This window comes from Parapedobacter sp. 2B3 (assembly GCF_041925275.1).
GTDB classification, from domain to species: domain Bacteria; phylum Bacteroidota; class Bacteroidia; order Sphingobacteriales; family Sphingobacteriaceae; genus Parapedobacter; species Parapedobacter pyrenivorans_A.
Map to the genome: position 1 here is coordinate 161325 of NZ_JBHEUZ010000004.1, position 12731 is coordinate 174055.

Genomic DNA, 12731 nt, shown 5'->3' on the forward strand with positions numbered 1-12731 from the left:
ATCCGATATCCCAGTCATCCAGACGTATGCAGTGCCGTCGCTTTTTTCAACCCTTCCAGAAAGTCTTTGCCCCAGCGTTGCACGTCGTAGTGGTTTACCGTTTCAAACAATCGCTGCATGCGCAGCCTCTTTTCGGTGATGTCTAGCTCCAATGCGTTGTACAGCCCGTCTTTGAGGCTTTGGCCATCGTACGGGTTGGTGCGGATGGCATGGGGTAGTTCTACCGAGGCACCGGCAAATTCAGAGATGACGAGCACGCCGGCGGGGTCTTCCTGCAAACCCTGCACGGCCACGTATTCTTTGGCCACGAGGTTCAGCCCGTCGCGCAGTGGCGTAATCCAGGCCACATCGGCAATGGCGTAGTAGGCGATTACTTCTTCAAACGGTACCGACCGGAAGAAGAAGCGGATGGGGGTCCAGTCCATGCTCGCGTATTTGCCATTTATTTTCCCTACGGCCTGCTCAAGCTCTTCCTGTATGCGCTCGTATACTTTCATGCCCTGCGATGGCGGTGTGCAGATATTGATCAGTTCGAGTGTGCCGTGGTATTCCGGATGTTCATCAAGAAATTCGCCGAACGCCTCGATTTTCTCCAACGGTCCCTTTACGTAATCCAGCCGCTCCACGGACAGGACAATGCGCTTGCCAACGGTCTGCTGGCGCAGGGTGGCTATACGCTCGTTGGTTTCTTTGCTTTCGCAGATGCGGCGGATATTATCCATGTTGACACCTACGGGTTGGGCTCCCAACCGGATGGTGTTGTCGCCCACGGCGATTTGCTTGGTCATCTGGTCGATGCCGAGGGCACAGCTGTAGGTAAGGAACTGCTTGGCAGCGTTGACTCGGCTAAGCACTTTGGTAGGTGCATGGCTTTTCACCACATCCACAAAGTTTTCGACATACCGCGGGATATGGAAGCTGACAAAGTCGCACTGCAGGAGGCTGCCAATAATCTCATGCCGCCAAGGGATGATGTTGAAAATATCGGCCGGTGGGAAAGCAGTGTGATGGAAGAAGCCGATTTTGAGATCGGGACGCAGCTGACGTAGATACGCAGGTACCATCCACAGGTTGTATTCGTGTATCCACACGTATGCCCCGTGCTCGGCCTCGGTGGCCACGCGTTCGGCAAACAGTTTGTTGATATGGAGGTAATGCCGCCAATGGTCGTGATTAAACTGCGCTTTGCTGATGAATGAGAAGATCGTGGGCCAGAACGCTTCTTTGGAGAATACGCGGTAGAACAGGTCGATGTCTTTTTGGGGCAAGGGAATGATCGATGCCTTGAGGTTGGGATACTTCGCTTTATCAATGTACTGGCTAAGCTGGGGGTTGTCGCCCAGTAATCCTTCCGCCTCTTCACCAATCCACACGCCCGGCCTGCCTTTATCGAAAAAGCCCAGCAATGAAGGGATGATGCCATTGGGGCTGCGCGGCGGAACGCGTTTCGGCTTGCCGTTTTCGTTGACGATATCGAACGGCAGCCGATGGTAGACCATGAGCAGTTGTTTGTTATGGGTATCTTTCTTCTTGACTACCTTATCTTGCGTGGGGTGATAATCCCGAAAGGGTTCGAAATGCTGCATAGCCTCCAATATGCCGCCGGCTCCTTCTTTGGTGGCTTTGAATACGTGGGCCATATGGTCTACGGCAGCCAGGAGGACCGGTTCGGAACTGCCTACGGCTACTCCTTTGTAGCCCGTTTCGAAAAGCGAGTAGTCGTTGAAGGTGTCGCCGGCAACCAACACCTTATCTTCGGGGAAGCCGGTGAGTTGGACGAGCTTTTTGAGCGTTGATCCCTTATTGACGCCGCCAGGTAGGATATCGAGGTATTTGCCTGCCGACAATAACACATCGCATTGATGCTGGTTGGCGATTTCCCGAACCGCGTTAAGATCTACGCTGTCATCGTAGTAGAACGAACAACGCCGTTGTTGGGGCACCTCCTGTGGTTGGATGCCCGGAATGGCAGATAAGTGTTGCTTCAGCAGGTGCTCATCGGGCCACCGCTGTTCAATGTCGGATTGGATGGCTGCGATGGGCTCGCGGGTAAGACCATCCACCACGGTGGCACCTACATCGCTGATGATGTAGTGGGGTATCGGGATGGTGGGGTCGTGCAGCAAGGGGAGCACGGTTTCTATGCCCCGGCCGGTCACGAATACCAATTTGATGTCTGGTTGATTCCTGATTAAATGGTAGAGCTTTCTTTTTTTGGAAACAGAACCGCCGAGGAAAGTGCCGTCGAGGTCTGTGGCTAATAACATCATCGTTTTTTTCTTTTTTTAAGCGCGATGCACCCCCCATTGAAGGTGCCTATACGCTTAGTGAGACAAAAATACGGGAGATTGATATTTAAACAGGTGACCCAATACCTGCCCCTTTATGCTAGGGTATGAGACCATAAAAGGGATTTTCAGATCAAAAAGGGGCGGATATATGGCCCCAAGGCGGTGCAAAGGTATGGAAAATGGGGGAGGGTACCAAACGAGCCCAGTTGCTCGCTGGCGAACCGGCTGTTTAGTTCCACATCGGGTTTTGGGGGAAATTAGCCACGTGGGCGTACTTGGGCCCAAGGGATACGATGGCTTCTTTCCACAGGTTTTCGCCATCATTTCCGAAGGTGATGTCGGGGTTGTAGTGGTTGCTGATGACCCATGCATTTTCCTTCAGCTCGCCTTCCAATTGGCCGGGGCTCCAACCGGAATAGCCAAGGAAAAACTTGATTTCATCGGGGGTAATGTCGCCGTTTTTGATCAACACCTGGAGGCTTTCGAAGTTGCCTCCCCAATAGATGCCATTTCCCAAACCAATCCCGCTGTTTAGTTTATCGTAGCATTTATGGATGAAATGGATGCTGTCTAGCGCCACGGGGCCACCGAGGAACAAGGGGAAGTCGGCATCGGGCAATTCGCTCATGACATCACTGACCTGAATGGTGGCGGGTTGGTTGAGTACGTAGCCCACGGTTCCTTCTTCGCCGTTGTGCTCGCACAATAAGACGACCGAACGCTGGAAGTTTGGGTCAAGCATAAAAGGTTCTGAAAGCAACAAGCTGGCTATTTGGGGAGTGTTTTTGTTGAACATGGCTAGACCTCCATTCCTTTTAGTTTATGTAAACTTAGCAAAAGTTGCTTGTATATGCAATTATGGCCTGTATCCCAATCGGTCCAACAGCTCCGCAAGTGTGTCATGCGGAGCCAGCAAGTGTGCTTGGAGGCCCAATGCCTTGGCCGTTTCGATGTGCTGCGGACTGTCGTCGACGAAAAGGGTCTCGGCCGGATTCAGCTCATGTGTATCCAATACGAACTGGAAAATCTCCTCATCCGGTTTCCGCATGCGCATGAGGTGCGAATAATAATCCTTTTCGAAGAAGCTGGCATTGCCGGTGAGACCGAATGTACGGTTGAGGTAATCCATGATCCATTGGTAATGGATTTCATTGTTGTTGCTTAAGAGGAATGTGCGGTATTGTTTTTTTAGCTGGAGAAGTAATTCATGGTGTCCGGGCCGCACGCCGATAAGCAGGCTGTTCCACGCGGCGTCAATGGACTCGTCGCTCAGCTCACTGTTGTGTGTGGCGTTGCGGAGCTCGTTGCGGAACTGCGCCGCGGTGATAATGCCCTTGTCGAATGCGTCGAATAGCGCGTGCTGGGCCTTGTGGCCGTAAAAAACATCTACATCTGGAATACCCAAATCGATGAAAGATTGCCGCAATTTTGGGAAGTCTATATCGAATAAGACATTGCCGTAATCAAGGATGATGTTGCGTATATTTTTCATGAAAATTTTTCTACTTCTCCGCAAATATGTACATTTGCAGCCGCAAAACAATACAATAGTTTGCACTGCGCCTATAGCTCAGTTGGTTAGAGTAGAAGACTCATAATCTTTTGGTCCCTGGTTCGAGCCCAGGTGGGCGCACAAATCGAAAAGTCGTTTTTCCGCAAGGGAAAACGGCTTTTTTCGTTTCTTAGGGCACTTTAGGGACATCTGTCCTACGTCGCATCGGATACCCCGAATCGACGTGACTTGCATAGATTTTTGTTGAACTTCACGTAAAAGTGTTACAAATGTGTTACAACCCTTTTACGTGCCAATTTCGAAAGAACTATGGCAACCGTTAGTGCAAAGGTGTTCGAGCATCACAAAAAAGCCGATGGCACCTACAATGTGAAAATTTGTGTGCAACACAAAAGATTAAGAAAGTATCTTGACACAACTCATTTTGTCGTCAGGAAACAATTAACCAAAGACTTTAAGGTCAAAGACCCGTTTATCGCCGACAAGGTCGAGAAGCAGCTTAGGGATTATCGCAAGATGATTAGTGAGCTTGACGAACGATTGGATTATTTTACCGCGGAATCCCTGAGCGATTACCTGCGTGACAAAGATGAGGATATCGATTTCATCAAATTTTGCGACCAACACATCGAACGTCTAAGAAAAGAAAAGCGTACGGGAACCGCGAACAACCACCGGAAAATCCGTAACAGCTTGGTCGATTATTTCAATAGGACATCCGTCTCGATCAAGGAGATCAATTCCAATATGCTAATGGCATACGAGCGTTACATGCGATCAGAAAGAACTATGGCAAGGGTTAATCAATTGGGAAATGAAGTTACTACGAAAGAAAAAGGGTTATCCGACAGCGGACTACATAATCAAATGCGTGACCTGCGGACGTTATTCAATGCTGCACGTGACCTATACAACAATGAAGACCTTGGAATATACCGCATCAAGCATTATCCATTCAAGAAATACAAGGTTGGTTCCCCACCCCTCACAAAGAAAAGGAACAATACACTTGAACAAGTATTAACTATTCGGGATTGTGTAACCACCCCCGGAAGTCGTGCGGAATTGGCAAAGGAACTTTATATGCTTTCGTTCTACCTTTGTGGCATAAATGCCGTAGACCTGTATCAAATAACGGAACGTGATGTTAGAAACGGACGTTTAGACTATAACCGTTCCAAGACACAGGGCAAGCGTAAGGACAATGCCTTTATCAGTATTAAGATTGTCGATGAAGCCAAGCCTTTATTGGAAAAATATTTAGGCAAATTACGTGAACGCTATTCAAGTGCCAATGCCCTTAATTGGGCATTATGTAAAGGCATGGAGCAATTACGCAAATTGACGGGGATACCCGATCTTACGCTGTATTGGGCAAGGCATACATTTGCCAACACCGCACGAAATGATTGTCGCATGAGTAAGGACGATGTAGCACTTGCGCTCAACCACGTTGACGAAGGTAATCGTACAACGGACATCTACATCGCCAAAGATTGGAAAATCGTTGATGATGTACAACGGAGAGTGATTGCGCAACTTAAAAAAGTCGAAGCAAAAATCAGGAAGAAAATTGCGGATAAGGCTACATCGGAAGATGTGGCCGCTTAGAAATGATAATGCTGCATGGGATGTTATATTCCATGCAGAACTTTTAATACTTTAATTTGACAATTATGAAAGCTGTAATATGGTTTTTTATAACGTGTATAATAGCAACAGTTGGTTTCTTTGCTGCTTTGAGCATGAAAACCCCATGGGTTGGATTTGCTGTTGCTTTTGGTGTATGGTTGATTTTTATATGGAACACGACAAAGCCTAAGAGGTAAACTGCTCCTGTCAAAAAATCAAAATTTGCATCTGTTATCGTAAATTTAGTTTTATGATTTTTGTGTATGACGAATAACAACTTAGAGCAGGATAAATCTGCGCTGCTTATTATAGATATGCAGTACGATTTCACAAATCCTCAAGGCCAAGCCTATGTCGATGGCACGGAAGAAATAATTCCCCACCTCGCTTCTCTAACAAATATATTCAGGAAATACGGGAAACCTGTGTTCCATATCATACGCCTGTATCAACCAGACGGAAGTAATGCCGAATTATGCCGTAGAGAGCTTATTTCGTCTGGTAAACAGATCGTTGCTCCTAATAGTCCGGGTGCAGAAATTATTGATGAATTATTGCCTGAAATTGACAACCCGCATTCTCATGACGAGCTTCTTAACGGGAATATCATCCGGTGTGGGGATAATGACCACGTCTTGTATAAACCGAGGTGGGGCGCATTTTATAACACGACATTACATGATATGTTGCAATCAAAGGAAATAAATTCGCTATTTGTTGCTGGCTGTAATTTTCCGAATTGCCCACGCACAACCATGTACGAAGCCAGTGAACGGGATTACAGGATTGCAATGATTCCGTCGACAATATCGGATGTCTACGATAGAGGCTTACAAGAAATGCAGAATATCGGTGTGCATATCTTTGAAGATCCTGCCCTCGTAGATTTCTTTTTCAAAAGTGGAATAATAATCACCGATTATCACCCGGCCTATAAAGACGCTTTCAAAGCTTTGAATATGGCGTGGCTTAACCAGTATTTTAATATAGAACCGGTTGACCAGTACGTATTGTCCAATCCGGAAGAAGCTATACTCAAAAGTGGTGGCAAAATCCTTTTTGCCTTGAAAGACGGTCAACCTATAGGTACAGCTGCTTTGAAAAAAATGGATGACTATCGCTTGGAATTGACCAAGATGACCGTACATGAGAATTACCGAGGGTGTGGAATCGGAAAAATGCTCTGCAGTCAGGCGATATCCGTATCCAAACGTCTTGGCGTGAAAGAGCTTGTACTTTTCTCGCACACCCGCTTAACAGATGCCCTGAATATATATCGGAAATTAGGTTTCAACGAAACGGAAATAGATAAGACAAAATACAAAAGAGCCGATGTCATGATGACGTTCACCTTTTAAATCCATATCAATTTTAACTTAACAAGATGACCACTTTAACGACCCCACAAACAATATTGACCAGCGCAGAGAAGTTTGATTTTGAAAATTTTACTTTCGGCTCTACGCCTACCGATCATCTATTTTTCGCTAATTACGACAACGGAAGCTGGGGCAATCCGAGAGTCGAAGAATTTAGCCACCTATCCCTCAGCCCATTCTCACTATGTTTCCATTACGGACAGACGGTCTTCGAGGGAATGAAAGCTTACCGCATAAGCGAGGGAACAATCAATATATTCAGGCCCGACAGGCATTTGGCCAGGATGAATCGGTCTTTGGCGCGGATGTGCATGCCGGAAATTCCAAAAGATTTATTCTTAACGGGTTTGGAGGCAATTGTGAAAGCGGATCATTCATGGTTGCCCGATGGCAAGGATAAACTTGCTTTGTATATCCGCCCCTTTGTTATTGCTACGGAGCCACGTTTGGGCGTTAAAGTTTCGGATACGTTTCTGTTTTGCATCGCCTGCACTCCCATCACGCAGTATTATGATAAGCCATTACGCGTTAAGGTAGAGACCGAATTTTCCCGATCATCTGAAGGAGGATCCGGTTATGCAAAATGTGGAGGAAACTACGGCGGAGCTTTCTATCCAACTTACCTCGCCAACCAACAAGGTTTTGATCAGATTATATGGACAGACGCTTCTACACATCAATTTTTGGAAGAGGCTGGTACGATGAATATTATGCTCATTGCCGACGGGAAACTATTGACCCCACCATTGAGCTCTTCTATTCTGGATGGTATCACCAGAAACTCGCTCATACAATTATGCCGGGATTTGGGTATTTTGGTCGAAGAACGGCGAATAAGCGTAGCAGAATTGGCCGATACCTTGGCTCATAACGAAAATGTGGAGATTTTCGGTGCAGGTACAGCCGCTATTGTTTCTCCAATAGCCAGTATCCAAATTGACGAAGTTGATTATCACCCTTACACGGGAGATAAAGCGGTAATGTACCGTCTGAAAAATGAATTGGAAGAAATAAGACATGGGCACAAGACAGACCCACACGGATGGAATTATTTAGTAAATATTTAGAAACAGCGAACAATGGATGTAAGATACCCAATCGGACAGTTTGAGAAGCCCAACCTTATCAATAAACAGGAACTTTCGGGCTGGGTAAGGACTATAGCAGGATTCCCGAAAGAAATAGCCAGCGAGGTTTTATCATTAACGGATGAACAGCTCGATACCCCCTACAGAGATGGTGGTTGGACCGTAAGACAAGTTGTCCATCATTGTGCAGACAGCCATATGAATGCTTTTATACGTTTTAAGTTGGCGCTTACAGAAACTGATCCTATTATCAAGCCTTATTATGAAGCTTTATGGGCAGAATTGCCGGACAGCAAAACTCACTTGGAGCCCTCGTTAAACCTTTTAAAAGGACTACATGAGAGGTGGAATAAATTACTTGAAAGCCTTGACGACGAAGACCTAAAAAGGACGTACGTTCATCCTGAACACGGTCGACCAATTCCTTTGGATGAAGTTATTGGCATGTATGCATGGCATTGCAACCACCATTTGGCTCATATTACGGTGTTAAAGAGAAACCAAAAGTGGATATAGCTTTTACAAAGCTTTATGGGCAAGGTCTCCCAGCAATTTAAGATCGCGATCCAATCGCTCATTCCATAATAAACCGTAGTTTAATCGAAGGCAATTTTCGTATTGATTTTGCAACGTGAAAATTCTGCCCGGTGCAAAACTGATTTTATGCCGCAGGCATTGTTCATATAATGCGATGGTGTCAATGGTTTTAGGTAATTCCACCCAAATCACAAACCCGCCCTGCGGTCTGCTGGCCATTGTTCCGTCAGGAAAATAATCCGAAATGGCCCTTGAAAATTTGAGTAGATTACCATGGAGCGTATGCCTTAATTTGCGAAGATGGTTCTCATACCGGCCTGTTTCAAGAAACCCGGCAATAACTTCCTGCGTGATGGAAGTCGATGAGATATTGTGATAGAGCTTCATGCGCCGTACCTCATCTTTGAACTTTCCCGGAGCAACCCACCCTACCCGATAGCCGGGAGCGAGCGTTTTGGATACCGAACCGCACCACAATACCAGGCCGCTTTCGTCATAGGTCTTGCATGATTTCGGGCGTTGCTGACCAAAATATACGTCACCATTGAGATCATTCTCAATAAGGGGAACGTTATATTTTTCAAGGAGACGTACCGTCTGTTTCTTGTTTTCGTCGGGCATGCAACTGCCCAGCGGATTGCTGAAATTGCTGATAAAGAGACATACATTTATCTTGTTTTTTCTTAGTGCATCTTCCAATGCGTTCAGGTCAACACCATGCTGTGGATCCGATGGTAGTTCCAATACTTTGACGCCTAACACCTGAGCGAGTTGTAACATGCCGAACGAGATAGGACTTTCCATGGCTACCGTATCTCCTTTTTTTGTCAATGCCATCATACAATATGACAGCGCGTTCAGGCAACCACTTGTGGTGATGATTTCATCATGCTTCAAATTACACTCCATTGCGAAAGACCATCGGGCAATTTGACGGCGTAACCGCTCATTTCCCTCGGTTTTGTCATACATGACACCGCTATCTTTCAACTCCCTTGTTGCCATCATAAGACCCTTGTTGAGTTTTGCTATGGGCAATAGCTCATTTGCCGGAGTCCCCAATGCAAGCGGTAAATGACCATCTTCCCCCAAGCTATCATAAATCTTGCGTACCAACAATTCACTGTCGGCATAATTCGCTTCAGATTCCGGGTTGGTAAGCTGGGGCAGCGCAGGAATTTTCGTTTTTGAATACCGCACATAGTATCCGGACTGAGGCCGCGTCTCAATCAACATTTTACTCTCTAAATAATAGTATGCACTCAATGCCGTATTTTGACTTACACCATATTCACGGCAAATCGTCCGTAGCGATGGGAGCTTATCACCGGTACGCAACGTACCGTTCAGGATTTGTTGCTCGATAATTTTAGCGATACGCATATAAGCGAACTCCGACTTGTTTTGTGTTTTCTTCATTCGTACATTTTAACTGCTACCAGCAAAAATAATAAAACTGCATCTGCTATCATAAAAATATATTACCGAATTTTGTTTGACAAGATGAACTTAAAGCTATGGGACACTATAAGATTAAAACGGGATTTCATCGGATGGATTTAGGGAGCATCCATTATTTTATCTCCAAAGAAAGCTATTGGGCTCAGAATGTTCCTTTTGAAATCGTAGAAAAGTCTTTAAAAAATTCCTTTTGCATAGGCGTTTTTGATAGTGAAGACAAGCAGATTGGTTTCGCCCGGATAATCTCTGATCGGGCGACTTTCGGTTACCTGTCTGATGTTTTCGTTTTAAAGCAATACCGTGGAAAAGGCGTCAGCAAAGCAATGCTGCAGTATATCGTTAATATCAAATGGGTAAAGCAGTTACGACGGTTTGTGTTATTCACCGAAGATGCCCAAACGCTTTATAGCCGCTACGGCTTCAGGAGTTTATCCGATTCGGAAAAATATATGGAAATTGTTCAAGATAATATGTATCGCACACCTATAAAAAGCAAGTAATAATGGATTTCTATCACAAGCACATATTTATCGTAGGTTCAGGGGCTATTGGCAAAGCGCTCGCTATCTTCCTTTCTCAAGCGGGTAGAAAAGTTACCATGATAAGAGGAAGCGTAGATGACGGTAGTACAGTAACCCGCCGTTTCGCTGTCGAAATGGAAAACGGCTCTATACACGAGGCGGATGTTGAGGTTGCAACATTGAATTCCCTTTCCGAGATTGACGGTATTGTTGTTCTCGCAACCAAATCTTTTGGAAATAAAAAACTGGCTGGCGCATTAAAATCAAAAATAGGCGACTCACCTATCGTACTCCTACAAAACGGCTTGGGCATCGAGCAACCTTTTTTGGAGTGTGGATACCAGCAGGTGTACCGTTGCGTTCTCTTTGTAACGAGTCAGTTGATTGATGAAGTTGTTGTGCGGTTTAAGCCTGTGGCAACTTGCCCTGTGGGAATAGCGCATGGAGATGAAGAGCAACTAAACAATATCGTCGCCCATCTAAATACCCCTGATTTTAGATTTATGAGTGAAGTGCATATCCAGCATATCATATGGAAAAAAGCGATCATCAATTGCGTGTTCAATTCGGTTTGCCCGTTATTGGAAATTGACAATGGCATCTTCCACAGAAATCCTGATGCGTTGAAAATTGCCCGTAGGGTAATCGCTGAATGCACAACTATCGCTCATGCAAAAGGAATAGCAATTCAGCCTGATGACGTAGAGAGTGGTTTGGTTCAAATAAGCCGGTTTTCCGATGGGCAAGCGATATCGACCTTACAAGATATACGGCGTAATAAAAGAACCGAAATAGAAACATTAAACGCTGAAATAGTGAGGATAGCGGAACAGATAGATCAGCAGGATGCCGTTAGGGAGACAAGGTTATTAGGTGAACTCACGAAAATAAAATCTGAGCTATCGCTTAATTTGTTGTTAGAGCATAAAATACTGATATAGAATTTAAGAACAATAAAGTACTTATAATGAAAACAATGATAATAACAGGCGCCAGCCGGGGAATAGGTGCGGCAACAGCACTCCTTGCCGCGAAAAACGATTATGCAGTAGCAGTAAATTATAAAAAGAACAAAGCCGCGGCCGACGATGTAGTTAATCGGATTGTATCACAAGGAGGAAAAGCCGTCGCTATTCAAGCAGATGTTTCCAGGCAAGATGAGATTGTTCGTTTATTTTCCGAAGTGGATAGGCATTTTGGAAAGCTCCATTGCCTCATCAACAATGCCGGAATACTTGAGCATCAGAAGAAATTCGTTGATCTTGATTATGAAAGATTGCAACGGATGTTTAACGCCAATGTAATGGGACCATTTCTGTGCTGCCAAGAAGCCATTAAACGCATGTCGTCAACATATGGTGGTGAAGGCGGAACCATTGTCAATGTTTCCTCCATTGCTTCCAGGACCGGGGCACCTTTTGAATACACCGATTATGCTGCCACAAAAGGAGCGTTAGATACCTTAACGATCGGATTATCGAAAGAATTGGCGGACGAGTATATCCGGGTAAATGCTGTTCGTCCCGCATTCATCCATACCGACATCCATGCCGATGGCGGTGAGCCTGACAGGATTGATCGGATAAAAAGTACTATTCCGCTTAAACGCGGTGGTTTGGCGGATGAGGTTGCAGAAGCTATTTTGTGGCTCGCATCGGATAAATCATCCTATTCGACGGGAATTTTCATTGATGTGACAGGTGGACGTTAACTTTTCCGAATCAAGAAGTAAATAAAAAATTGCATGAAAAATAGAGTCGTAAATATTCCAAAACCGTTATGGAAGTTACATGGAAAGCAAACTTATAAACAGGATTTAGTAATGACTTACCTCATTGCCGTAATAGTAATGCTGGTGAACTTAAAAGCAAGCAATGAATTGGTATTATGGAAAGTGATCGTTGTGGCTATTCTGTCAATAGATATTGGTGGCGGAGTAGTCAGTAATTTTACGAGAGGTACGATAAATTACTATCGGGAATCGAAACTTTCTCCTTATCTTTTTGTATGGTTTCATTTATTACAAGCATTTGCTTTAGCTTGTATTTATCAGGTTTCTTTTTTTCCAATTTCATTAACCATGATAATAGCTATGATTGGCGCAAGTGTCGCGATAGCATTCCATAAAACAGCTATGCAACGGCAAATCAGTGTGTTTTTCTTTGCTTTAGTTGTGTTAATGTTAAGCCTCTTTACCGAAGTCCCTATCCCGGCTAAAACTTTGACTGTGTTGATGTCATTCAAATTGCTGGCGGGATTTTCAGCCCACTATGGTAAACCAATTGAGTAATAATTATATAGATAATATC

The 12731-nt window shown here is 45.0% G+C and carries 12 protein-coding genes and 1 tRNA gene; 9 read left to right on the forward strand and 4 right to left on the reverse strand.

The window, feature by feature from the left end:
- Window positions 1-14: 14 nt before the first annotated feature.
- The 3 genes from ggpS to ACEVG1_RS06595 all read right to left on the reverse strand — a co-directional run bounded on the left by ggpS (window position 15) and on the right by ACEVG1_RS06595 (window position 3783).
- Window positions 15-2270 (reverse strand): glucosylglycerol-phosphate synthase, encoded by a 2256-nt coding sequence (ggpS, locus tag ACEVG1_RS06585; RefSeq protein WP_374742793.1) that lies wholly within the window; start codon window positions 2268-2270, stop codon window positions 15-17.
- Window positions 2271-2520: 250 nt separating this feature from the next.
- Window positions 2521-3033, reverse strand: a complete 513-nt coding sequence (locus ACEVG1_RS06590) for a YqgE/AlgH family protein (protein WP_374742794.1) — start codon at window positions 3031-3033, stop codon at window positions 2521-2523.
- 114 nt (window positions 3034-3147) lie between these two features.
- Window positions 3148-3783, reverse strand: a complete 636-nt coding sequence (locus ACEVG1_RS06595) for an HAD family hydrolase (RefSeq protein ID WP_374742795.1) — start codon at window positions 3781-3783, stop codon at window positions 3148-3150.
- Between the two features lie 67 nt (window positions 3784-3850).
- Between ACEVG1_RS06595 and ACEVG1_RS06600 the strand changes: the two genes are divergently transcribed.
- The 5 genes from ACEVG1_RS06600 to ACEVG1_RS06620 all read left to right on the forward strand — a co-directional run bounded on the left by ACEVG1_RS06600 (window position 3851) and on the right by ACEVG1_RS06620 (window position 8419).
- Window positions 3851-3924, forward strand: a tRNA-Ile gene (locus ACEVG1_RS06600).
- Window positions 3925-4113: 189 nt separating this feature from the next.
- Window positions 4114-5415 carry a phage integrase SAM-like domain-containing protein gene (locus tag ACEVG1_RS06605; RefSeq protein WP_374742796.1) on the forward strand — a complete coding sequence of 434 codons (1302 nt, stop codon included), beginning with the start codon at window positions 4114-4116 and terminating at the stop codon, window positions 5413-5415.
- A gap of 284 nt (window positions 5416-5699) precedes the next feature.
- Window positions 5700-6794, forward strand: a complete 1095-nt coding sequence (locus tag ACEVG1_RS06610) for an isochorismatase family protein (RefSeq protein ID WP_374742797.1) — start codon at window positions 5700-5702, stop codon at window positions 6792-6794.
- A gap of 26 nt (window positions 6795-6820) precedes the next feature.
- Window positions 6821-7882 (forward strand): branched-chain amino acid aminotransferase, encoded by a 1062-nt coding sequence (locus ACEVG1_RS06615; protein WP_374742798.1) that lies wholly within the window; start codon window positions 6821-6823, stop codon window positions 7880-7882.
- 12 nt (window positions 7883-7894) lie between these two features.
- Entirely contained in the window at window positions 7895-8419 is a 525-nt protein-coding gene (locus ACEVG1_RS06620) for a YfiT family bacillithiol transferase (RefSeq protein ID WP_374742799.1), read from the forward strand.
- A gap of 3 nt (window positions 8420-8422) precedes the next feature.
- On the opposite strand, the gene ACEVG1_RS06625 is transcribed toward ACEVG1_RS06620, so the two are convergent.
- Entirely contained in the window at window positions 8423-9859 is a 1437-nt protein-coding gene (locus tag ACEVG1_RS06625) for a PLP-dependent aminotransferase family protein (RefSeq protein WP_374742800.1), read from the reverse strand.
- A 98-nt stretch (window positions 9860-9957) separates the two neighbouring features.
- Between ACEVG1_RS06625 and ACEVG1_RS06630 the strand changes: the two genes are divergently transcribed.
- The 4 genes from ACEVG1_RS06630 to ACEVG1_RS06645 are packed head-to-tail and all read left to right on the forward strand — an operon-like array spanning window position 9958 to window position 12712.
- Entirely contained in the window at window positions 9958-10401 is a 444-nt protein-coding gene (locus ACEVG1_RS06630) for a GNAT family N-acetyltransferase (protein WP_262247132.1), read from the forward strand.
- Between the two features lie 2 nt (window positions 10402-10403).
- Window positions 10404-11363 (forward strand): ketopantoate reductase family protein, encoded by a 960-nt coding sequence (locus tag ACEVG1_RS06635; protein ID WP_374742801.1) that lies wholly within the window; start codon window positions 10404-10406, stop codon window positions 11361-11363.
- A gap of 23 nt (window positions 11364-11386) precedes the next feature.
- Entirely contained in the window at window positions 11387-12133 is a 747-nt protein-coding gene (locus ACEVG1_RS06640) for an SDR family oxidoreductase (RefSeq protein ID WP_374742946.1), read from the forward strand.
- Between the two features lie 33 nt (window positions 12134-12166).
- Window positions 12167-12712 carry a hypothetical protein gene (locus ACEVG1_RS06645; protein WP_374742802.1) on the forward strand — a complete coding sequence of 182 codons (546 nt, stop codon included), beginning with the start codon at window positions 12167-12169 and terminating at the stop codon, window positions 12710-12712.
- Window positions 12713-12731 lie beyond the last annotated feature (19 nt).